21 protein-coding genes are annotated in these 23,215 nt (G+C 56.4%); all 21 read right to left on the bottom strand.

Annotation, left to right across the window (positions count from 1 at the left end):
- Positions 1-17: 17 nt before the first annotated feature.
- The 21 genes from LQD11_RS06975 to LQD11_RS06880 all read right to left on the bottom strand — a co-directional run bounded on the left by LQD11_RS06975 (position 18) and on the right by LQD11_RS06880 (position 23,203).
- Positions 18-551 (bottom strand): hypothetical protein, encoded by a 534-nt coding sequence (locus LQD11_RS06975; protein ID WP_238616902.1) that lies wholly within the window; start codon positions 549-551, stop codon positions 18-20.
- Positions 544-774, bottom strand: a complete 231-nt coding sequence (locus LQD11_RS06970) for a hypothetical protein (RefSeq protein ID WP_238616901.1) — start codon at positions 772-774, stop codon at positions 544-546. Before LQD11_RS06970 ends, LQD11_RS06975 begins: the two co-directional genes overlap by 8 nt.
- 1 nt (position 775) lies before the next feature.
- On the bottom strand, positions 776-1,177 hold the full coding sequence (locus LQD11_RS15760; protein ID WP_420828256.1) for a D-Ala-D-Ala carboxypeptidase family metallohydrolase: 402 nt from the start codon (positions 1,175-1,177) through the stop codon (positions 776-778).
- A gap of 3 nt (positions 1,178-1,180) precedes the next feature.
- Positions 1,181-1,552: a hypothetical protein gene (locus LQD11_RS06965; RefSeq protein ID WP_238616900.1), complete on the bottom strand. Its 372-nt coding sequence runs from the start codon at positions 1,550-1,552 to the stop codon at positions 1,181-1,183.
- A gap of 81 nt (positions 1,553-1,633) precedes the next feature.
- Complete coding sequence (locus LQD11_RS06960) at positions 1,634-2,044, bottom strand: hypothetical protein (protein WP_238616899.1); 411 nt, start codon at positions 2,042-2,044, stop codon at positions 1,634-1,636.
- A complete protein-coding gene (locus LQD11_RS06955) occupies positions 2,001-2,411 on the bottom strand; it encodes a hypothetical protein (protein ID WP_238616898.1) in 411 nt (136 codons plus the stop codon). The genes LQD11_RS06960 and LQD11_RS06955 overlap by 44 nt, the downstream gene beginning before the upstream one ends.
- Positions 2,408-13,120, bottom strand: a complete 10,713-nt coding sequence (locus tag LQD11_RS06950; RefSeq protein WP_238616897.1) for a host specificity factor TipJ family phage tail protein — start codon at positions 13,118-13,120, stop codon at positions 2,408-2,410. Before LQD11_RS06950 ends, LQD11_RS06955 begins: the two co-directional genes overlap by 4 nt.
- Positions 13,110-13,478 (bottom strand): C40 family peptidase, encoded by a 369-nt coding sequence (locus LQD11_RS06945; protein WP_238616896.1) that lies wholly within the window; start codon positions 13,476-13,478, stop codon positions 13,110-13,112. Before LQD11_RS06945 ends, LQD11_RS06950 begins: the two co-directional genes overlap by 11 nt.
- Positions 13,471-14,103, bottom strand: coding sequence for a phage minor tail protein L (locus tag LQD11_RS06940; protein WP_238616895.1), 633 nt, complete (start codon positions 14,101-14,103; stop codon positions 13,471-13,473). The genes LQD11_RS06945 and LQD11_RS06940 overlap by 8 nt, the downstream gene beginning before the upstream one ends.
- Before the next feature lie 33 nt (positions 14,104-14,136).
- Entirely contained in the window at positions 14,137-14,493 is a 357-nt protein-coding gene (locus tag LQD11_RS06935; protein WP_238616894.1) for a hypothetical protein, read from the bottom strand.
- Positions 14,490-17,744 (bottom strand): tape measure protein, encoded by a 3,255-nt coding sequence (locus tag LQD11_RS06930; protein ID WP_238616893.1) that lies wholly within the window; start codon positions 17,742-17,744, stop codon positions 14,490-14,492. Before LQD11_RS06930 ends, LQD11_RS06935 begins: the two co-directional genes overlap by 4 nt.
- An 8-nt stretch (positions 17,745-17,752) precedes the next feature.
- Complete coding sequence (locus LQD11_RS06925) at positions 17,753-18,067, bottom strand: hypothetical protein (RefSeq protein ID WP_238616892.1); 315 nt, start codon at positions 18,065-18,067, stop codon at positions 17,753-17,755.
- A gap of 8 nt (positions 18,068-18,075) precedes the next feature.
- Positions 18,076-18,429, bottom strand: a complete 354-nt coding sequence (locus tag LQD11_RS06920; RefSeq protein ID WP_238616891.1) for a hypothetical protein — start codon at positions 18,427-18,429, stop codon at positions 18,076-18,078.
- A 70-nt stretch (positions 18,430-18,499) separates the two neighbouring features.
- Positions 18,500-19,006, bottom strand: a complete 507-nt coding sequence (locus LQD11_RS06915; RefSeq protein ID WP_238616890.1) for a hypothetical protein — start codon at positions 19,004-19,006, stop codon at positions 18,500-18,502.
- 32 nt (positions 19,007-19,038) lie between these two features.
- Complete coding sequence (locus tag LQD11_RS06910; protein ID WP_238616889.1) at positions 19,039-19,404, bottom strand: minor capsid protein; 366 nt, start codon at positions 19,402-19,404, stop codon at positions 19,039-19,041.
- Positions 19,405-19,412: 8 nt separating this feature from the next.
- Positions 19,413-19,859, bottom strand: a complete 447-nt coding sequence (locus LQD11_RS06905) for an HK97 gp10 family phage protein (RefSeq protein WP_338081478.1) — start codon at positions 19,857-19,859, stop codon at positions 19,413-19,415.
- Positions 19,856-20,200 (bottom strand): hypothetical protein, encoded by a 345-nt coding sequence (locus LQD11_RS06900; protein WP_238616887.1) that lies wholly within the window; start codon positions 20,198-20,200, stop codon positions 19,856-19,858. Before LQD11_RS06900 ends, LQD11_RS06905 begins: the two co-directional genes overlap by 4 nt.
- A 36-nt stretch (positions 20,201-20,236) precedes the next feature.
- On the bottom strand, positions 20,237-20,977 hold the full coding sequence (locus tag LQD11_RS06895; RefSeq protein WP_238616886.1) for a hypothetical protein: 741 nt from the start codon (positions 20,975-20,977) through the stop codon (positions 20,237-20,239).
- On the bottom strand, positions 20,974-21,759 hold the full coding sequence (locus tag LQD11_RS06890) for a hypothetical protein (RefSeq protein ID WP_238616885.1): 786 nt from the start codon (positions 21,757-21,759) through the stop codon (positions 20,974-20,976). Before LQD11_RS06890 ends, LQD11_RS06895 begins: the two co-directional genes overlap by 4 nt.
- A 6-nt stretch (positions 21,760-21,765) precedes the next feature.
- On the bottom strand, positions 21,766-22,224 hold the full coding sequence (locus LQD11_RS06885; protein ID WP_238616884.1) for a hypothetical protein: 459 nt from the start codon (positions 22,222-22,224) through the stop codon (positions 21,766-21,768).
- 76 nt (positions 22,225-22,300) lie between these two features.
- Positions 22,301-23,203 (bottom strand): major capsid protein, encoded by a 903-nt coding sequence (locus tag LQD11_RS06880; RefSeq protein ID WP_238616883.1) that lies wholly within the window; start codon positions 23,201-23,203, stop codon positions 22,301-22,303.
- Positions 23,204-23,215: the final 12 nt, after the last annotated feature.

Genomic DNA, 23,215 nt, shown 5'->3' with positions numbered 1-23,215 from the left:
GAAAACATATTGCACATTCAGTTTCTCGTATCCTGCAGCCAGTCGATCAGGGCGTTGTACTTCCCTGCCAGAGCGTTGTATTTCAGTGCGCAGTCGGCGTGGGCCTCGACCTCGGCTCTTCTGGCAAGAGCGGAAGTGGCGCCGGCCTCTCCGTCAGTATCGAGGGTGGCTGTGGGCAGTTCTGCTCGATGGCCACGCCGGGCATCGTTGAGCATCCTGACAACAGCCACAGGCAGGCGGCAGTCAGTATCGTGGTCTTCAGCGGGGACATGGCGAATCACAACCTCCGGAACGGTGCGCTCAATGGCGCGGAACTCGTTGGCCTGGCGCATCAGCTTTTGCATGGCGGCCTGATCAATCTGTCTCTGCGCCTCGGCTTGCTCGCGGACCAGCCGCACGGCCTCCTTCTGCGCTCGCAAAGCCGCCTCAACGCCTGCCAGACGGGCCGCAGCCTCAATCTCACCCTTGATGTAGAATCCGGCGCCAAAGCCAGCAGAGGCCGTCAGAATCGCCACCAGGGCCATGCTTTTGAGGGACGCGAGCTTAATCATGGCGAGGCTTCCTGGTGGCCATCAGCCAGTCCCAACGGGCCTTCCAAAGTCCTACCGCAATCGTCGGCAGCCCTAACACAGCGGTCAGAGCTGCGACGGTCGAACTTGGGATCTCAACCGGCTGCCAAAAGGTCTTGTAGAGAATGGCCGTGGTCACGACCAGCATCCAGATGACGAAGATCGTGGTGAGAACCTGATGCGTGCGAATGATGAGCGATGGCATGTCAGTACGGGAAAGTGGCTCTTGGCCTTGAGGTGTAGTCCACCCGGCGGTCCAGGTGAATGAAGTGGGGATGAATCCCTACGCTCCAGTTCAGACTTTCGGCCAGCTTGATCAGCTTTTGCCTGTAGCCCTCGCCCCGGTGACGGGTGCCAACGTCGATGGAGCAGCAGCCGCCAGTGGGCCAGTAAGGCTTATCACAAACATGAAGGCTTCTTGGGTGCCCCCCGACAGCGCGATTATGGGATTCCGAGCGGCAACACGAATTGACAGACATTGGCATGTCAAAGGCGACACGCAACTTCAAAAGCTCAAGGTCAAATCCCGGCGCCAGGATCAGAAGACCACTACCTTTGCACCTCAACTCGTCCTCGGTAAACAGTGTTTTTCCAGCGTGGACCAACATTTCTCAGCCTCCCAGAACCTTATCGCCAATGCCCTGGTTCCAGAGGAAGTAACCAAGCAAGAACAAAAACAGCATGGCGGATACGATAGTCTTCAGGACTTGTGCCCAGACGTTTTGCGATGTGCGATCCATCCATGAGAGGAAGCGATTGATCCGGGCGTGTTGAATGGCGTGCTCGGTAGGCGTCATGTCGCCGTGGTACAGCTTGATTTCGTTACGCACACCTTCAAGAAGCTCATCCCTGAGCTTCTTGTTTTCCATCTGCATTTCGTGCCGAAGCTCCTGGGCCACCTTCGTGGCCGCAGAGAGGGCGACAGCCTCAGCGATTTCTTTTGCCATACCAAAGCTGATGCTCGCGTTGTGTTGGGATTCCACTGCTCCACCGCTCGCTTGATGGAAAATTTTTCAAAAGGATATGGCAAACAAAGCCTTTTGTACAGTCAGTGGTTACTTACCTTAAAGGCCGCTCAAAAGACTCACCGCCTCTTCTCTGATTCTGGCGATCTCGGCGGGATCGCCGGATTCTCGGATGCGCCGCTTGGCTTCCAGTCGGATGCGCCGAATGGCCTGACCCACCTGCTCCCACTGTTGCCGCATGGCGATGACGGTGGATGCGGCCTGCTCGACGGTTTCACAAAGGCCGGCCTCCACGTCTGCCTCCAGCATGGGATAGTGGCCGCTTCTTGGATTGGATATGAACTCCAGAGCCTGACGATGCGCCTCTTCGTACTCCATGGCTTGTCCGGAGCCGGGAGTGAGGTACTTGAGGCGGGCCTGTTCTGCAGCGGCGTCGATTTTTTCAATGGCAAAAAGAATTGCCTCGTCAGACGAATGAAACTTGGAGACTCGAATCAACATGGATTTCAACCTTTTTACTTAAAAAAGGAAAACAGAACAAATCAAGAAAGTAAGAGCCAGGCTCTTCAAACTGAAATTCAAGAACTCCACTTGCATCCGTAACCCCCGATACTTCTGTGGCGCCGTAAAGAAAAAAGCGGGTATTTGAGGGAACCACCATCCTCGTTCCATCAAAATAAAATGGCATTTCCTCTCTATTCAAAATATCCAGCGTTTTGACGCAAATATATTGCCTTTCAGGGTCCGCCTCTCCAGCAATAAATTTTCTATTTTGATAATGAGAGATATTTTTTTCCATCTCACTAGCAGAAACACATACCCCAGAAACAATGCTGGTAATTCTGCCAGTGTCTTTTTCGTAAACGATGAAATTCATTTCATTGATCCAAGTACGGCCAAGTGTGCTCTTGTTACTCCACGATGGCCATCAAAAGTGTTCAAATTAGTCGTCCTAGCATAAAGCCTGACAATATAATCAACTCCAGAAACTACTTGTTGAGAAGCAGTGAAATCATAAAAAAGCCCATTTCTAACGTACCACCCATAACTGGTTTCATTTGAACTGTTGGCTCTTTGAAATGTAATTCTCAAATGAACCTCAGTTGAGGATGTATGAGATCCCTGAATATAAACAGATCCAAGTGCAACCAATACAGTTGGAACACTAACGGCCGGAACATTGACCGTCACAAGTAGCATTTCATTGGTCGGATAAGGATAAGGCGTAGAGAACACCTCATACCATGCTCTATTTACGCTGATGGCTCCATCTTTGATTTTGATGGTATCAACGGAGAGGTTTTGAATCTTCGCCGTTGTAATATCGCCATCCTTGATGGTCGCCTGCTTGATGTAGACGCGGTTATTTTCGACCAAGAATGGAACGAGCTGATTCTTGTCGGTCGGCAAGGTGGAGCTGTAGATAGCAAACCTGTCGGCCTGGACGTAAAACTTTGTGCTCGAACCATCATTCAGAAGACCCACGCCGCCAACCAGTTGCCCCACTTGGGTCTTGACGCCCCACTGCGAGAACATACTGTCAGCGATGGACTTGGTTTCAAGGAAAGACTCCTGAGTGACGCCCCGCGTCACCTTCAGGTCGCTGACGATGACGTGCCCGGCGGTGGCCGTGGAGTCGAGGTACAAGGCGATCCGAATCCATGCCGTGTTAGCTCCAGTCACCGTCAGGATGCCAGTGTGCTTCTGCCACACGCCCACCGTGGAAGTCAGGGTGTACCGGCTGAGGGTCTGCGTGGTCGCGCTATCGGCCAGGTTTCGCCCGTAGAGAATGACCCGGAAACGATTACCAACGGCAGCAAAGTTGGTCGAGTAAAACGTCCAGAATGTCACCTCGAACTGATCGCCTGGGGCTGCGGGCACCTTCAGCCAGCCACCAGCGCCGTTTCTGGCCGTCAGGCTGCGGTTTGCGCTGGCGGCGTTAATCTGGATGCCGGGACTCCCGTTGTAGCCGCCAGTCGCCAGCACAGAGGCCCAAGACTGAGATTCCCAGTAATCCCCCAAGGAACCCTTCGCTGCCGTCAGGGCGAAATTACCATCCGTGCAGAGGTTGTCGGAGTCGCGGATGGCCGCGAGCTGCTGGATAGCCGTGGCCCGTGCGGTGGTTTCATTGCTGATGGTCGTGGACAGCGTGTTGACGCTGGCCTGCGTTGCCCGGCTGTTGATGTCGTTCTGCAGCCCATTGAACGTGGAGGTCAGCCCGGTAAACCAGGATGCGTTTGCACCCTTGATAGTGGATTCAAGCGTACTGACCTGAGTCTTGGTGGCGTAGTTGTTGTTGAGGTTCGTGTTGATGGTGTTGATGGCATTGACACGGGCCGTTGTCTCGTCAGCCAGAGCATCCTGAACCGACTGCAATTCCGCCCTCGACGCCATGCGGGTCACGCGGATGTCACTGACAAGGACGTGTCCGGCGGTAGCGTTGGAGTCGAGGCGGCTGTACACGCGCATCACGGCCGCGCCAGACGCATTCACCGTCACGGTTGCAGTGCGCTCGATCCAAGTCCCACGGGTCGAGTTGGCAGTGGCGACGGTAATGGTTTGAACAGTGGCGCTGTCTGCAAGATTTCTGACCAACAGAACCACATTCAGGCGGTTTCCCACAGTGGCGAAATCGGCCGAGTAGAAATACTTGTACGATACCGTGTAGGTTTCGCCGGAGTTGACCGGGACCAACAGGGTCGCCCCATTTCCGTCTCTGGCGTAAATGTCGCGGTTGGCGCCATCAGAGGTCCTTCTTAGGCAAGGACCGTTGTTGAACCCGCCATCAGCCTGCACCGCCCAGGTGGAGTGAGTCGTCCAGTAAGAGGCCAACGCATTGAGCCTGGAACTGAGAGCGAAATTACCATCAGGAATCAGGTTGTCGCTATCGCGGATCGCGGCCAGACGCTGAATGGCGGTCCCACGGGCGCTCTGCTCGTTGGAGATAGCCGTATTGAAGTTGTCGATGGTAACGCGCTGGCCGATGGCGGTATCGGTCTGTTGAAACCGCGTGTTGATCTGGCTGAAGCTGGTGACAGCCGCTCCAAACACGTCACTCTTGGCCGTGTTGATGGCCGTGTTCATCGCCGTAGTGGTGGGGCGAGCGTCGAGAGCCGTGTCCGTTGCGTTGAACTTGGCATGAATTTGACTGAAGGTGTTGACGGCTGAACCCTTGATGTTGGATTCAGTCGTTGCCAGTTCGGTTTTAGTGGCCAGCGTCTCAACGCCATTGCCGCAAATGGCAACCCAGTCGATGAGGAAGATGTCGCTCGCAGTGCTGCCGAGGTCGATACGGATTCTGGTGATCGTGCTGTTGATCCAGTCATCCCCACCTGCAGTCAGCTCATCCATGCGCCACTCAAGGATGCACCACTCGTTCAGCACGGTAGTGTTGGGGATCACCTTGCGGAAGCTATTGGTTTCACCGTGTCCGGAGGTGTGATAGTAGAGAGATCCATCCCACCCACTGCCGGCCAGACGCATGACCTTCGCCTGAACGACTCGGTTTGCCGCGCCGTTGATGGCAACTACCGGAGACACTGAGCGAGGGTCTGTCCCGCTGGACGCGATCCTCAAGGCCCCATTGACGATGCTATGGGTGCCGCCAGCAGCCGTCCACCCCTCGACTGCAGTATCGAAGTTCCACACCACTCTCCGAATCAGGTCCGACATGCCGGTTTCCAGCTTACGCAGCGCCTCGTTCCTGGCCTGCGTCTCCGCTGCGACGGCGTTGTTTACGGTCGTCTGAACGGCCGAAGTGGTCGGCCGGTTGTTGATGGCCGTGTCAGTGGAAGTGAATCGGGCGTTGATTTGAGTGAAACTGGTAACGGCCGCTCCGAACACGTCCGCCTTTGCACTATCTATGGCGGTGTTCATCGCCGTGGTAGTGGGTCTGGCGTTGATGGCCGTGTCAGTGGAAGTGAATCGGGCGTTGATCTGGCTGAAGGTGTTGACGGCCGAACCCTTGATGCTGGTTTCGGCATTGGTCAGATCCGTCTTGGTGGCGTAGTTGTTGTTGAGGTTCGTGTTGATGGTATTGATAGCATTCACACGAGCCTGGGTTTCAGTCGTGAGCGCATCCTGAACCGACTGAAGCTCCGCTCTTGAGGCGGTTCTGGTCACACGGATGTCACTGATGAGGATGTGACCGGCAGTGGCTGTCGAGTCGAGCTGAGCATAGATCCGAGCCACCGCAGCCCCAGAGACATTCACCGTCACAGTCGCAGTGCGCTCAAGCCACACCCCGCGAGTGGAGTCAGTGGTGGCTACCGTCAGGGTCTGTAGGGTGGTGCTATCTGTTACATTTCTGATGGCGAGACGAACACTCAGGCGATTGCCTACGCTGGCAAAATCGGTCGAGTAGAAATACCGGAAAGACACCGTGAAGGTTTCCCCGGAGTTGACCGGGAGAAGAAGTGTCGCACCATTTCCATCTCTGGCATGGGGCTGCAGATGTACGCTGCCTGAGTTGATCCGCAAGCAGGGGCCATTGTTAAATCCACCATCGGCCTGCATGGCCCAATTCGCGTTTGTCGTCCAATAGGAGGCAAACGCATTCAAACGAGAGCTGATGGCGAAATTGCCATCAGGGACCAGGTTATCCGTGTCGCGGATCGCGGCCAGACGTTGAATCGCGGTGCCACGGGCGCTCTGCTCGTTGGAGATGGCCGTGTTAAAACTGTCAACCGTGACGCGCTGACCGATGGCCGTGTCAGTGGAAGCAAATCTGGCGTTGATCTGATTGAAGCTGGTGACGGCAGCGCCAAATACATCGGCCTTGGCGTCATTTATGGCCGTGTTCATCGCCGTGGTAGTGGGGCGATTGTTGATGGCGGTATCAGTAGAGGTAAACCGGGCATTGATTTGGCTGAAGCTGGTGACGGCAGCTCCAAGCACGTCGGCCTTAGCGGTGTTGATGGCCGTATTCATCGCCGTAGTGGTCGGGCGATTGTTGATGGCCGTATCGGTCGAAGTGAATCGAGCGTCAATCTGGCTGAAGTTGGTAACGGCCGCCCCGAACACGTCAGCCTTCGCATCACTGATGGCCGTGTTCATCGCCGTAGTGGTGGGGCGATTGTTGATGGCGGTATCGGTCGCGTTAAACTTAGCGTGAATCTGGCTGAAGGTGTTGACTGCTGAACCCTTGATGTTGGTTTCAGCGTTGGTCAGCTCTGTTTTGGTGGCGTAATTGTTCGCCAGATTCGTGTTGATGGTGTTTACGGCGTTGACGCGAGCCGTTGTCTCGTCAGCCAAGGCACTCTGGACAGACTGAAGCTCAGCCTTCGACGCCATCCGCGAAACGCGAAGGTCGCTGATGAGGATGTGACCGGCAGTGGCCGAAGAGTCGATCCGCAGAGCAGCACGAATCCACGCCACGGCAGTGGCCGTGATCGTGAAGGTGGCAGTTCTGAAGTGCCACTGACCGACAGTGCTCGTCTGAGTCACACAATCTATGGTTTGCTGGGTAACAGTGTCACCAAAATCCCGCGCCAACAGTCGAATCCGGAACCGATTTCCCACCGAAGCAAAATCCTCGGAGTACCGATACCAAAACGACACAGTGACCGTCTCGCCGGTGACAGCCGGGACCAGCAGGAGCCGACCGGCGCCATCCCTGGCCCAATAGTCTCTGTTGGTCGTGGACGAATTTACCCGCGCACAAGGAGCGCCGGCATAGCCACCGTCACTCTGAACAAGTAGGGTCGAGTGTGGCACCCAGTAGCTATCAACGGCACCGGCGCGTGCGCTCAAGGCAAAACTGCCATCGGGCACGAGATTTTCCACATCTCTCGCGGCGGCCAAATTCTGGATCGCCGTTACCCTGGCACTTTGCTCGTTGGAGATGGCCGTATTGAGCTGGTCAATGGTGGCTCTAGTTCCAATAGCACCGTCCACCCCATCAAAGCGCGTCTTGATCTGACTGAAGCTGTCAACGGAGGCCCCAAACACGTCACTCTTGGCCGTGTTGATAGCGGTGTTCATGGCCGTCGTCGTGGGACGATTGTTGATGGCCGTGTCAGTGGAAGTGAATCGGGTGTTGATCTGGCTAAAACTACTGACAGCCGCGCCAAACACATCGGCCTTTGCACTATCTATGGCGGTGTTCATCGCCGTGGTAGTGGGTCTGGCGTTGAGCGCAGTGTCGGTCGCGCTGAATTTGGCGTTGATTTTACTGAAATTGGTGACTTCCGCCCCGAACACGTCAGCCTTTGCATCGCTGATAGCGGTGTTCATCGCTGAAGTGGTCGGCCGGTTATTGATGGCCGTGTCAGTGGAGGTAAACCGGGCATTGATTTGACTGAACGTATTGACCGCAGAGCCTTTGATGTTCGTCTCTGCCGTGGTCAGATCAGTCTTGGTGGCGTAGTTGTCATTCAGATTCGCATTGATGGTATTGATGGCGTCTACGCGAGCCTGGGTTTCGCTCGTCAGCGCATCCTGAACCGACTGAAGTTCGGCTCTCGATGCCATCTTGGTCAGTTTCACATCGCTGACCAGGACGTGACCTGCGGTTGCGCTGGAATTGAGGCGGATAAACACGCGCAGGAAGGCCGCGCCCGACGCACTCGCAACTACCGTATGGGTTCGTTCAAGCCACGAGTTCAAAGTGGAAACGGTCGTACTTACGGTCAGGGTCTGCAAAGTGGCACTGTCATCTGCATTTCTCACCAACAAAAGCAGACTCAGGCGATTCCCGATGGATGCGAAATCCGAGGAATAGAGGTACTTGAACGATACCGTGAAGGTTTCCCCGGAGTTTACCGGGAGCAGGAGCGTTGCGGCATTTCCATCGCGCACATAAACGTCACGGTTTGCACTGCCAGAGTTGATTCGCAGACACGGGCCATTGCTTGCGCCGCCTTCGCTTTGCGTGAGCCAGGCAGAAGATGTGGACCAGTACGAAGAAAACGCATTGAGCCTGGAACTGATGGAGAAATTACCATCGGGGATCAGATTATCCGTGTCTCGAATGGCGGCCAGGCGTTGAATCGCCGTGCCACGGGCGCTTTGCTCGGTAGATATGGCGCTGTTGAAGTTTTCAATGGTGACGCGCTGGCCGATGGCAGTATCAGTCTGCTGAAAGCGAGTGTTGATCTTACTGAAGCTGGTGACTTCCGCCCCGAATACGTCGCTCTTGGCAGTGCTTATGGCCGTGTTCATGGCCGTTGTGGTTGCACGCTGCCCGATGGCGGTATCTACCCCGTCAAAACGAGTCTTGATCTGGCTGAAGCTGTCGACGGAAGCGCCTTTGATGTTCGACTCTGCCGTGGTCAAGTCGGTCTTGGTGGCGTAGTTGTTTGCCAGATTCGTGTTGATGCTGTTGACCGCCGACGCTCTGGCGTTCTGCTCTGTGGTGATGGCGTTATTCAGCGCGGTAATGGACGCCTTAGACGCAAGTCCGGTGGTCGGATTGTTAATTGTGGACTGCAGCGTGCTGATGGATTGGCCTTGGGACGTGATATTGCCCTCCGCCGTGGTGATCCGCGTACCGTGACTGCTGAGTTGAGCAGCGTGGGCCGCTACAGCCTCGCCCAAGGAGGCATAGTCGCCCACCTTCGCCCAGAAAGTCCCGTTCGTCGGCAGTGGCACCGGGGCTGCCAGATTCTGCCGGGCCTTGTAGAGCGCCCCCTGGTACTTCACCAGAGCGTCCTTTTCGTATCCGCCGTCAGGGTCGTACTCACTGACGCCCTGCAGGTCAGACACGGTTGCCATCAGACCGTCGATCTCGGCCTGGAGCGCGTCTTTTGCCGCGCCGATAGCCACCATGCGGGCCTCGCTTTCGGCCACGATACTGTCGGCCAGCGCGTTGCCCTGTTCGACCCTGGCTTGCACTTCAGAGGCGAGAGAGGAAGATACACTCTCAAGCTCTCCAACCAGCGCATTTCCTTGCGCAATCCGGGCTTGAGCCTCGGCGTTGATGGCCGAAGCAACGGTGCCGATCTCCCCTGCAAGCGCATTTCCTTGCGCAATCCGGGCTTGAGCCTCGGCGTTGATGGCCGAAGCAACGGTGCCGATCTCCCCTGCAAGCGCAGAGACTTGACCAACTCTTTCCGTAGCCTCCGCTGCAATGGCAGAAGCCACTGCGCCAATCTCGGTGGCAAGCTGCTCGGCCTCTTCAATTCGGGCCTGAGCCTCTTCCAAGATGCGCTGGTTGACAGAGCCTTCGCCGTTGCCGGAAATCAGCTCGATTTCCTTGGCAAGCTCGGTAAAGAGGTGATCCTTGCGAATCTCCCCGGTGAGCTTTTCCAGAATTTCCTCGGTGCTCGAAGCGATGGACGTTACCGTGGCGGATGCCGGACCTACCCAGGGACCGTAATTCTTCGAGGTGTCCACTGGCCTTGCCCAGTACCAGTAGGTTCCGGGCTGGTAGAGCAGATCCTGAAAGCGACCGCCCACTGCGTAGCTGACCATGACGGCAGTGCTTTGATTGTTCGTGGTGTTGCGCCAGACCTCAACCCTGGCAAAGTCCAATCCTTCAGGTTCAACCCAGGTCAGCGTGGCGGCCAAAACGCCACCCTCCGCCTGAAAGTCATTGAGCATCATGTCCTCTGATGCCTGAGTCTTGCCGGTGACGGTGATCTCTCTGGTCGGCGCAGTGGCGAAATTGGCGGCGGCCCCAACGGTATCCACCGCAACCACGCGCACCCTCACCTTGTCACCAATATCAAGCCCGCCAAGACGGAAAGAGGTTCTGGCGCCACGGACAGACTCAACCATCTCCATCGCGGAGTCGTTGATGGAGGCGTAGACGTTGGCCCCTGCATAGGCGCCGCTCTCGGACTCCATCCAGCCTACGGAGATGGTCGAAATAGGCTGATCCCCGGCAAACTCAATCTCTTCGGCCAGCGTCAGGTTTTGCACATGACCAATGCCGGCAACCAAGTCGGAGTAGTTGATGATGGGGTGAATGATGCCAGACATATCGTAGACGCTGGCACTGTACTCGGTCGCCTCGATAGTCCTCACATAGTCACTACTGCCGGCAATGGCGGTTACGCGGAAGGGCTTGCTGATCCTTTCAGTTTCGCCAAACAACCACTTGGTCAACCTTGCGGGGGCTTCCGGAAGCGGCGTTACCAGGTTGATCTGGTCTGTTTCACCGGCGGCAAAGATCACATTGCGCTCAACAAGAGCATCGGTATCCCAAAGCTCACACGTCTGACCGGGATTGATGCCTGCGGTGCTGGCAATCACTACGCCGTCCACACTGCCGGAAACCACACGGATGATCTCGTGCTCCTTTCCGTTGATCTTCAGACGGCGAACCCGCTTGGTGCCGTCAAACCCGCTTACGCGGACCAGGGTGGACGATACGCTGTGAACGGTGCCCGTATGCACCTTCAGCGCGTCAAAAGCCACCAGCGCCTTGTAGGAGCGTCCAGAGAGCATTCTCACCGGCCGGTCCAGCTTCAGGCTGGTGTTCGTGCTTCCGGCCTCCAGGCGGCCGCCGTAGCCCCACTGGGGCATGTCGTGCTGAACCAGGATCACGTCGCCAATATGGCAACCGATAGCCTCGACCAGCGCATCGAACGTGACCGACTGGCGAATGTATCGGTTCATGTTGAGCTGAAGCTGGGCCTCGCGCACGGCCTTGTCCGTCTCCACAATGCCGGGCAGGTTGATTTTCGAGGTGCGAGGCGGCAATCCCATCTGCAGAGCCGCCTTGTCGTAGAGCTTGATCGTGGTGGGCTGGTAGCCCTTTTCCTTGTCGGCAAAGGTCGCCTCGATCTCGTTGGCGCGGTCGGACATGGGTAGCCAACTAACCTGGAACGAACCTTCGATGATATTGGCGACGTTGAAGGACATAACCGGATCGGCGGCACGCTCGATAGCCACCGAATAACGGGTTCCGGTTCTCAGAAGACGGGCGTGGCCGGCGCGGAATACCGGCTGCAGGGCGTCCCACAGGTTGCTTTGACCATCAATCAGACCATCGAAGGTCAGATCATTGGCCCGGCAGTGCTCTGCCCATTCGATCCAGTTGTCCAGGTTGAAGCGGTCATCCGACAGGCCGCCGCCATAAATCTCGTTGGTCATTGCGTCCAGCGTGATCCAGGCCGGATTGTTGCTCGCCTCCAACGTCCACTGGCCTGCAGTGGTGTCGTAGACTCGGATGATCTTGCCGTGGTTGATGTAGGTGACAGACGGCAGCGATGAAAGCTGGTCGTTGGCGCGAATCCGGATTCCGACCAGGGCGGTATTGAGATAGCCAACCTTGGAATGCTGGATCTCATTCACATCCACCAAATCAACTCTATCAACCGTCTTGGTATCGGTGCTTTCGGCAGAAGAACGTCTGACGCGAATGTGGTAAACGCCACGCGGCAGCTTGTCACTGGCAATGGAGAAGCGGTAGGCCGAAGTCTTCTTCAGCGTCACCTTGGTGCTTGTACCGTACCTGTTTACCCTTTCAACAAAGCCAATAACCATGCCCTTGCTATTGAGGATCTTGGTGCCTTGAATGGTCGTATTGGATGGCTGTGTAGTCGTGGTTTCTACGGTAGTTTTGATGCGGTCGCCCAAAAGAGACGACTTGAAAACCTTGAAAATTCTATTATGACCATCGACTATGCTGTGGTTGGGGAATTTGACCCATGTGCTCGTGCCGTTGAGGCGATATTCAGCCTCAATGGTGACGGAGTGCTCCTTGGTTTTCCCTTTTTTGTTCACATGGAACAGGCCGCCGGGCAACACAAAGTCCAGACGCAGAGCATCCACCGGGGCGCCGGTCGTGTGCAGAGTGTAGCTATTGCTGAGGCGAACCCCGCGATTTACCGGGTCGATGACCTGGCCAAACCAGGTGTAGAGCTTCTGGTATTCCTCATCATCCATGCTGTCAACGGAGCCGCATGGCTTCATCACCACGTCCACATCGACAAAGGTTTTTTCCGAAGTGCCGGGCAGATACAGAGGCTGGTCGTTAATTTCAATGTCCGTCAAGCTGGCCACCGGCCCCTCACCGGCATTGAGCAGCATGTACAGGTATTGATTTTTGCCAATGTTCTCCACATGCCGGGCGATGAGGTTGCCACCCATCCTGGTTGTGCCGTAGCAGATAGGGACCGCCACGCCTTCCGTGGATGAGTTCTTGGGGCCATCCATGCCGTAGGTCGGCTTACTCTTGTCGCTGCCCTTCAGGGAATCTTCCGGAGGCGGCAGAACCGCATTGACCAGCATGGAGCCGCCAATGATGAAGCCCACCTGCATGGCGCCGGCCACCAAGCCGGTTGTGCTTGCGCCCATGGCACCTGCGGCCCAACCGCCAGCCGCAGGGGCAAACACGGCAATGGCAATCAGGGCCGCGATGCGAAGCACGTTTTTGCCGCCGTCGCCGCCACCGTGCGGAACCTGACAGATTACGATGGTCTGATCCGCGTCGATGGCGACATCAAACTCGCTTTCCGGCACGATGCGACCGCTGACGCTGACCACGGCATTGCCGCTATCTTCCGGCAGATAATCGCGGATGGTCTTCCCGTAAGACCAGGGAAGCGACTCGATGACCCGATCAGAGGGGTCAAAGGGGTTCATCAAGCGAATGCGGTTGATGAAGACGGGATTTGCCAGAAGGATCTCAGCCGACATAACGGTAGCAACCAATCAAACGTGGTTTCCAAAGGTTCAAACGCTCACGAATGACGCAATTTGAGCCTTCCCAAACATGAATGAACTCGTGCGAACTCAGGCAGTAACCAACATGGAGACTGCCCGGAATGCGAAAAACAGCCATGGCGCCGGCCTGGGGATCGACCTTCTCCCACAGGCGCAGCTCCATGGCGATAAGTGCGGCAATCAGTGGACCTGATTCGGGGGTTGCGTAATCTGGCACCTGAATGCCTTGGCGCCGGTAGATTTCCTGAACCAGACCGTAACAATCGAAGGTATCTGGCCCGCGACCGCCCAACTCAAACCGCTTGTCGAGCAGACCGTCCCACTCAGACATATCGGGTTCCGGCGTTGGGAATGGCCGGGCATCCGCCAAAGCGGTGCTCGTTGTTGTGCGCCCTGCACCCCTTGGGTCCAGCAAGGCTAAGGTCACACTCGGTCATGGGTCCGACATAACCGCAGTCCTCGCCTTTGTATCGCCAGGGGCAAAAATCCCGCATCTGGCGCCTGCGTGGAAAATTCATGGTCAGCGGGTTTTCCGCACCCAGGGTCCACGTCACCACATAATCCTTGGCCGAAGCGCCAGTCACCTCGAAACGCTCGAAGTGGTAAGGCTCTTCGTCGGGCTGACCTGCGTTGATGGCGATCAGGGTGACGCGAAAACCGACGCCGCCGCCATAAGCCTGCATCCTGGCCTGAATTGCCCTGGTCAGATCCGTGATGGTGAGCTGAATCTGCTGAATTTCGCCGGAGGCATTGCGCGTGTTCAGCTCAAAGTGGGCCGGGTCATAATGATTTCCCTTGTGCGATACCGGCTCGTTGTTGTTGGCAATCCTCAGCGTTTCGACGGTGGTTCCGGTGTCGGGATTGACAACCTCGATAACGAGCAAAAACAGGAACGGCGTATCAGACGCGATCTTGTTTTTTTCGATGGCAGTTGCGATAGAGATTCGATTGTCCATGGCGCCGATGATACCACAGTAAGCGGTGACTTATTAAACCTCACGAACCAAGATGTCAACCACGTCCCAGCGATGGCTTGAGCCGATCCCAGAATAGACAAAACGCGGTGGACCCTCGAACCGGACATGCTTGACCTGCTTGGTTACTGGGTGAGTCAGCTCGAACTCCACAGAACCCTTCACCTGCATCCAGAAGCTCTCAAATTGCGCCTTTTCGGCCTGACTGATGTTGGTCAACTTGAGCTTGAAGGTCATCCTCGGGCGTCTGGTGTGTCTTGGGCGGGTGGCCGTGTACCCGCCCTCAGTGTTCTTGCGAATGGTCGAATCTTCCGGGGTTTCTTCAAGCCCGGAAGAGTCCAGCTTGTGATTGAGTGGCAGTTTCAAACTCATCGCATGGCACCTCTCATGCCGTCACGGAAAGAGCCTGGGCTGGAGGCGGCGGTCAGGACCACATCAAGGATCATCTGCCTGCCGTCAAAACGTGGCGCGGTCTGCTCAGCATCCACCTCCATGCCGGTCTGGTTGATGACGTTGACCTGGACATTGGCCCCTGCCCCACCCCTCATGGTGACGGGGATGGTTTTGCCGTCCGGCAACGGAACGTAGGCTTCGGGCATTCGGCCTTCGCCAAACAGCGCAAGCTGTGGAGTGTTGGCGATGCCGCCCCTGGAGTACGCCTTGAGTGGCAGCCGGCCTTCTGAGGTCATAATGCCGCCGTTGGCAAACTTCTTCGGCTCAACGGCCTTTCCGGCGTCTGCACCAAAGGAGAACGACATTCCACTGATGATCTTGCTCATTCCCTCCTGAATCCGAATGCGGATCAGGTCACGGATGATGCTGTTGGCAAAGTCATTGAAATTGAACTTGCCGGTCATCACGAAATCGGCCAGCCGGTTGGTCAGATCGTCAAGCCACTTGGCCGATGCGTCCTGCATTCGCTCTGCGGCGTCTTCCCAGCTTCGGGCCAACTTCTGAATGGGGGTTTCCATGTCGCGCATGTGCTTTTCGTTCAGCGCGGCAAGGTACTCCATCAGCTCCACCTCGACCCTGGCCCGATCCTCCGCGTTCAGCTCGGAAAGGTTGGCCTTCTTGTGGGCCATCTCGACCTGATGCTCATAGGATGCCTGAGCGGCCTGCCTTTCACGCATCAAGGACAAGCGGATCTCTCGGGTCTGCTCGCGCATGTCCTCTGCAAAGCTCAGGGAGCCTCTGGAGGCTTCATTGTAAAAGAGCTGGTCGATGGCTTCCTGAAGTTCAATCGCCTCTCTGGCGGCCTCTGGCAGCCTTGCACGCAGCTTTTCAATCTCAGAGGTCAGCCTGGCGATCCGGCTTACCTTGTCAGTATCCTGTCCAGAGTCAAACGCCCGCCGAAGGATGCTCGCCTCTTCTGCCGATCTGGCAAACATATCGCCCAGACGCTCCTGGGCGGCGGCCGCCTCTTCTCTGGCCTTCTGCGCCTGCTTGAGCGCATCACGCAGGCGAGCCAGTTCTTCGATTTCCTTCTTGATACTGCTCAGGCGCTCCTGATCCTTCAGTAGAGCAAAGCCCTGCTCACCGAAGGCGCCGGAACCCAGCAGGTAGGTGAACTTGGCCACCTCACCATTGAGGCCGGCAAAATCAGCACGGACAGACTCCAGGTTGCCGCGCATCGTATTGAGCCAAGTGTCGAGTTTGGACATGCCGCCTTTGGAGGCCGTGATGCCAGGAAGCTCAAAGATGCCCTCCTGAATACGGGAAAGTTGGGCATCCTTGGCGGCGATCAGGGAGTCTCTGGCCTCCTGAATGGCCTCAAGCTGCCGAAGGCGCTCGCGTCGCTCCTGCTCGTTGAGCGTTTCAATACCATTACGCAGCGTTTCGATTTCGCTGGTAAAAAGCTCAATCCTTCGCTCAAAAAACAACTGGACCGCGTGCATGTACTGCGCTTTGTACTCTTCGCGGTTGATAGCTCCAACCTTGAGAGCTTCGTCGAGGAACTGCATTTCGGATTCATACTGAACCCTGAAACCATCAATCGTGCGACTCAGTTCCAGCATTTTCTGCTGGGCACTGCGACCGGCCAACGCCTCGTTTCTTGCGTCCATAGCTTGCGCAAGCCTGACGTTGTGCGCCTCAAGCTCTTCAATGAGCTTTGCGTTTTCCGCGACTACCTTATCTCTCTGCTCCCTCGCATTTGGCGCCCAAATTTGCCCCCTGCGGAGCTTTTCATTCATAACCTCGATTCTGGTTTCATTTCTGGCAATCTTTCTGGCCAACTCGTCGGCATACTTCTGGTTCATCTTGACCGAGTTTTCATCCAACAAGATCCCAAACTCTTTGAGTTCTGCGGCCGCCTTTTTGGTCTTGTTGCCGAAAGCCAGAAATGCGGCACCGGCCACGCCCAGCGCAAGAATGATGGCGCCGATAGGGCCACCCATGGCCGCCAGTGCTGCGGTGGCCATTGTTGCGGCTCTGGTCTTTGCCACGAAAGCTGCGGTCTGAAGGTGCGTTGCAACCGTCAATGTGCCCACCTGAGCCTGAGCCTGGGCAAGCTGCAGGCGATACGCGGATATGGCAGCAGACGAGGCTCCCATGACAACCATCTTTGCGGCAATGGCGATCTTCCAGGCCATGTAGACCGCGATCAGATACCCCATAAATTTGAGGGTTGAGCCGATTTCGCTACGGTAGTGGAACATTGTCCGAACCGCCCGGTCCATCATGCCGATCATGTCAGCCATGATCTGACCAAATTTTTGACCAAACAGATCAATGGCCGTCTCGTCGAAAGCCATCAGAAAATCCTGCAGCATTCCCTTGGCCGTCTCGAAATAGCCACCCTCTCCAATCTTGAGCTGGAACTTTGTCCATCTGGTTTCAAGGATGGAGATGAGGCCGGTCCATGTGGTCATCATGCGCTCGGCGGAGCCACCAAAGGTACGCTCAAACTCATCCAGCATAAGCTGAATGGCAGTCGTACTCTCCATCTGCCCCTTGGATACCTTGTCAACCAGCATTTCGTAACTCATGGAGGCGGAGCGAGCCATGAGGTTGATGGCGCGTGGAACGTGCTCACCCAACTGCTGACGCAACTCTTCCATCGAGATCACGCCTTTACCGGCCATCTGCTGAATGGCGATGGTGGCCCGGTGCAGTGCGTGCTTGTCTCCCCCGAAGGATGCAAGCGCGTCGGTCAGCGCCTTCAGCGATCCGTTGGTGGGGTCGATACCCACCGTCTTGAACTTGACGAAGGAGTTGGTCAGCTCAGTCAGGCCGAACGGCGTGTCTTCAGAAAGGCCGAACAGGAAATCAAGATCACTCTTGGCCTCCATCTGCCTGCCGATCTGCGTCAACTGGGTACTCATGCCTTCGAGCAGCATGGTCATGCGCTCGATCTCGGCATTGGTCTGAATGATTCTGGCCTGCCAGGAACCCGTTACGCTCCAGAGGTTCCGAATGCCGCCTTTGACAATGGAAATGGTGATGAGGTAGTCGCGCAAAGTGGGCAGCATTCCGTTGATGCCCCTGTCAATGCGCCGCAATGTACTGTCAGTCTCGGACAGCGTGTTTTGAAAATTTTGAGTGGCTTGACCAGCTCTTCTGATACGAACGGAAAAATCCCTATCGTCCAGATTTAGCTCGACTCTTACTGTATTTGCGCTCACGGTCTTCCCTACATTAAGCCTTTACTCATGGCCCTGAGCAGTTCAAGCCCGCTCCGGTCAAGTTCCTCCCTTCTGTTCATCACCATGACATTGCCCATTTCTGCAACCAGCGCCTGACGCTGCTTCTCTCTTACATCCCCATCGGCGGCCTGTGCGGTGGTCAAAAGCACCAGTTGCCTCAAGTCACCCTCGGCCTGAATGCGATTGATGTTTGCATTCATCAGCCAGAACCGACGAACAGGCATTGCCAAAACCTGATCGTCGGTCATGCGGTAGAAGTGGCAGAAGCGGCTGAACAGATAGCCGAAATCAACCGCTTCCACCTCATCATTTACTTTTTTTCCTCGCCCTCCTTGGCGGGTTCCTCGGCATCATTGGCGACGGCCTGTTCGCCGGCCTGCTCACGAATGAAATTCATAATGGCGTAGAGCTGAACCAGCTTCATGGACCGCAGTACCTTCTCGGGACAGGCCGGCACGGAAGCGCGGATGGTTTCAACCAGCATCTCCACCTCTTCCGCAGGGCTTTTGTCCTTCTCGGCCTTCGCGTCCAGCTTCTGAGCCTTCTTGTTCAGCTCGATGAACGCCTCAACACTCATGGGTTCGATGGGATACTCTTCACCTCCAAAGCGGATCACCAGATCGGTCTTCGGAGCCAGGTCATCGAGATTGAGCAGCTTTGCCATGTTCTATTCCTTTCGTTGGGTCATGGCCTCTTGATACAGAGGCCATTGTCTTGGGTTGCTGAGTGGAGAATTAAGCGGCTTCTTCGTCACCAACGCTGAACAGCAGCTTGGTGCTCGGGTCGGGATAGCCGGTAAATTCGCAGTTGAAAATGCGCTCTTCGTTGACCTTGTAGGCAAAGCTGATGGCGCCGGCAGTGGCCGCCCGGTGAATCACAAAGTCGTCGTTGGAATCGACAGCGCCCACGGGAACCAGGCGCAGCTTTTTGGCGGTATCGAGCAAGCTGATGCCCACGCCATTGGTCACATCGACGCGCAGCTTGTCGCCGCTACCAACCAGCTCGGCGCCGGGCATGATCTTGACCAGGTTCTGCAGCGTGGTTTCGGCCAGGGGGACGCGGGCGACAACGGTACGCTTCATGATGTACTCGTTGACCTCGGACTCACCAAACTGGTCAACAGTGACCTTATGGGTGTCGGTACTCACTTCCACTTCAACGCCGCCCTTGGTGAATCCCAAGTCCTTGTCGTCGAAATAGACCGTGCATACGCCAAGTTTCACGTTTTTGGTATCGGACATGCCTTTCAAACTCCTAATAAGTCATTGTTTACTTAGTCTTTGACAAAAACAACGTCGAAACTGACGCTGATCTCCAGGTTCTCACCGTCGGAGATTGGGTATGGCACAGGAAGGTGCCTTGGGTGCATGTACTTGACCAGAACGCCCTGCATTCTGGTTTCGTTCAGCTTCAAGCGATCCACCAGGGTTTCGGCCAGCGCAAGCCCATCCTCGTAGGTCTGGCTGCGCACGATCAGGTTGATGCGCGTCTTGTAATAATCAGGCAGCTCCGGATCAATCATGGTCCCGGTAAGCGGCTCTGTGATCAAAATGCCACGTCGAACCGTATAGGGCATGTTGCGGACGAAGATGTCCCGACCAACAACGCCGACGCCTTGCGCCTCAAGATACTTGGACAAGGAGGAAATCATCTGAGCACCTTTGCAATGGCATCATGAATGGAGCGGACGATACTCGGGGACACCTGATCGGCCGCTCTTTCAAGAAATCCGCCGCCCACGATCACGTCGGTGGTCTTTTGCTTCTCAATGGACGCAGGTCCAAGCTGAAGCGGCCCGTATGGCGTCAGTTGCTCGTGCATGATGGTCGCGTAGTCGCCCACCGTTTTGCCTGGCTTCTCCGGCAGGGGCATGTTCTCGTCGATCTTGACCTCGAATTTGATACCGCCAAACAGGCCACGTCCGGCCTCGCTCACGACAATGGCATCCTCAAGATTGCCCTCGTCAACCGGCGCCATCTTGCGAGCAACGGCTGCCAACTCTTCCGCACTGCCGCTCATGCTACTTCTTGCCTTTGCTCTGACGGCATTGCCAATCCTGAAAAGGCCGGCAGTGGCTGAGTTGAAAATTCTCATGCCCATATCTGACAGCTCACCTCAAGATGATCTATGCGACCATAGACATCATGGCGAATGACGATTCCGGTTGTTCTCAGCGTGACGCCGGCCACCTCGATCTTGTCGCCCAGGCTGATTTGCTCCTGGTGACGGAACAGCAGCACCGCGTCGGCAACCTCTTCTCTGGCCGCGCCACGGCTGGCAGAGCTGTCGGCCCGAACCGAAGTTTTGGTTTGGCCAACCGACAACTTGACCACGCCGCAGCGCGAGGTTCTGGTAACGCCAAAACGGTTCTGCCCGAACTCGTCATAGTCGGGCAAGATCCTCGTCACTTTGCAGAATGCGGTCGGCGTAAACATGCCTCAATTATATCTCCAAAACGCTCTTGACAAAAGTCACCGATGACTTATCAATGCAGGGGAATTTGGGTGGAAAACATCGTCCCTGAGCTGATCATAGGTGGGTAGCCCATCGTGCCCAATCAGGCTGATGATAATGCCGTCAAAACGATGCGGCTCCGGGTATCTCACCACCGCACTGTCAAAGCCCATGTCGGCCAGCAGGATCATCGTGCATTCGTTGTGAAGCTCAAACAGAAGCGCCCTGAGCAGCGTCCGGACATATCTCTGAGAACCCCAGGCGCGCCCTGAGCGATCCACAAACCGAAACCTTGGGTCGCCCTGAGTTTGCTCCCGAACTGCGATTGCAGATGCCGACAGGGACCACCCCTGATTGTCAGCCAACATTCTGACCCGCATGGCCATGTGTCGAACCTGGCGCTCTGCGGCCAACACATCCCTCTCTATTTGGGCCTGCAGAGAGGCCCAGCTTTCCTTCAGTAGTGACGCGGCGTGCTGGCTCGCCCTCGCCCGTCCCTCGACAGAAGAAGTTTTGGCACCGCTGCAGAGGCCGCTCACGAGGTCGTCGGCCAGCTTTCTCATGCTCTCGCGTTGATCCAGAAAGTGCTGTCTGCCAAGCTCTCTACCTTGCCTTCGCACCTGGCCAATGCCTCGCTGCGTCATCCAGTCTTTGCCACCGATGGCCTCGGACATGACGCCGCGCAGAGCCAACAGGAACCGCTCGTGTCGGAGAGCAAACTGGCTCGCCTGTCTCTCAAGCTCGTTGGCGACATTCATCTGCGGCCGATCCCAACGGTCATGCTGATGTAGCCGGAGAGATACCGCAGGGCATGGCTGGATACCGGCAGTTGGATCGGTTTTCCATGTCTGAACATGGTCTTGGACTCGCCCACGGTATCCACCATCAGACCCTCTCTTCGTCTGTCCGCCACGGGATCACCTCCCAGGATGACGTTGGCCTCGGCCACCTGTGCCTTGCGGATGGCCTGCAAGAAGCGAACGGACAAAGCTGCCAACTCGGCCTCGGTCAGCTCGCGCACGTCCGCGATATAGCCGCTGGTGGTCAACCTGGATTGCCAGTCATCAAATGCCACCGAAAACTTCAGAGCGCCGATGCGGTGGTGTGCCTCGACCATGGCGCCGACACGCTGATCCCTCGAAGAAGCCTCCCAACCCACCATTTCCGGCATGTCCATGGCCGTCATCAGCGCCTGCTCGTAGGTCTGAAAGCTGTTTTTGCCGGGCACGAGCAGATTGGCGGAGGCAATCAGATACATTTCAGACAGCAAAACGTGGTTTTGCTCCTGGGTCTTGGCAATCACCTCGATCTTGCGGATGGATCGAATGGCGTCCTCGCCAAGTTCGTTATGCTCACCATCGACCGCTACCACAATGGACGTGCTGCCGGGAGCCAATTCAATCGGCGTTTCTCCGACGATTTCAGTCAGAGACTCGTCAACCACGCGGTAGACGGCCTCGGTCGGCACAAATGGAATGCCCGACTCGTTCAAAAAGTCGATGGTCACATGCACCACGGAGCCATTGCGGTAGACGTTCATGGTTGATTACTCCGCAGAGGTTTGGCCGCCCTGGGCCTTGATGATGCCGTCGATCAGCTCCTTGATGGACTTGGATCGAACGCCAAGAGGCTCGCCAATTTCGCGCAGGCCGGCGATACCCCTGCTGTCAGCAACGCTCTCCAACTCTTCCTGGGTCCACACTTTGTCGTCAGAGACTTTCTTGGCCACCGGCGGCTCTTGGACAGCCTCGACAGTGACCTTCTCGGATTCGGCATCGGCTCTGGCACTTTCGGGCACTACCTCGGCCCGCAGATCCTTTCCCCTGATGATGTCGTTGGCGGCACCGACGGCCTGGCCGTCCTCGGAAACCACTCGCACGCTGGCGGCGATGCGGTCTTCCTCGAACTTGGTCACGTCTCGGGTTGATACGCCATTCAGAAACATCACGCCAGAGAAGGGTCCGGTGTAAAACTCCCAGCCTGGTTCAACAATTCGCAGCTTCATGGTTTCTCCTGTTCAATGAAAAGCGGGTGAAGGTTTCCCCTCACCCGCATTATAGTAATCCGTTACTTACTATTCCTTAGACGTTGGTGACACCGCGAACACGAGCCAGGGAACGGGTGCTCTTCAGCGCCAGACCGCAGTACCACTTCACGCGGGTCCGGGTAGCGTCCTTGTTCTGCACAGTGCCGATGTCCTCGACCACGAAACCGGCATTACCACCGCCGAAGATGCCGTGCAGACCGTCCACTTCGTTCAGACGCATGGCGTAGATGGAAGCGGTAGCGGAGGAAGAACCCTGGACTTCATTGGAGGGCAGGAAGTCGTTGACGATGATCGGCACGCCGTTATGGGTCAGCATCGGGCGACCGAAGTTTTCCATCATGACGTGTGCAGGCTCCAGGCCGCCGGAGGCCCGCAGCAGGGCACGGTAGGCGCGAATGGTGCCGGAACGCATCATCAGCACGTCGGCGCCATTGGGCACTGCATCCAGCAGCTCGTCCAGCATGGAGAGCGTCAGAGCGTTGCCATTGGTGCCGGCAGAGATGGTCTGATTGGCAGTCACCAGGCGATGCACGCCATCGAACTCCTTGGCGTTGACGCTGGCGTTACCGTTGGCCAGGGTGCGACGGAACTTGCGAGCGATACCCTTGGCCTTCTGTGCAATCTGGATTGCCTTCTGGTTGTTGGTATCGTCCATGGTGGTGTTCAGGAACTTGTCCACATCCACGTCACCGATCAGGATGCGCAGGCGAGCCACCACTTCCTCGAACGTGGAGGCTTCTTCCGGCACCACTTCGTTCGGGTCAAGGAACACGGCCTCGGAAATGAAGTTTTCCCGGTTGTAGACGTAAGCCTTGCCCTTGGTTTCGGTAAAGGGCAGGACAGCCAGCAGGTCTTCCTTGTCGATCACTTCTTCGATGACACCGGCGACCAGATCGTTATTGGAGAGCTTGGCAGCTTCTTCTTTCAGCAAAGGCATTGCAATATCCTC

The organism is Ectothiorhodospira shaposhnikovii, assembly GCF_022227765.1.
Classification (GTDB): Bacteria; Pseudomonadota; Gammaproteobacteria; order Ectothiorhodospirales; family Ectothiorhodospiraceae; genus Ectothiorhodospira.
Note: the sequence above shows the minus strand (reverse complement) of the source record. Positions and strands in the feature narration are given on the sequence as shown.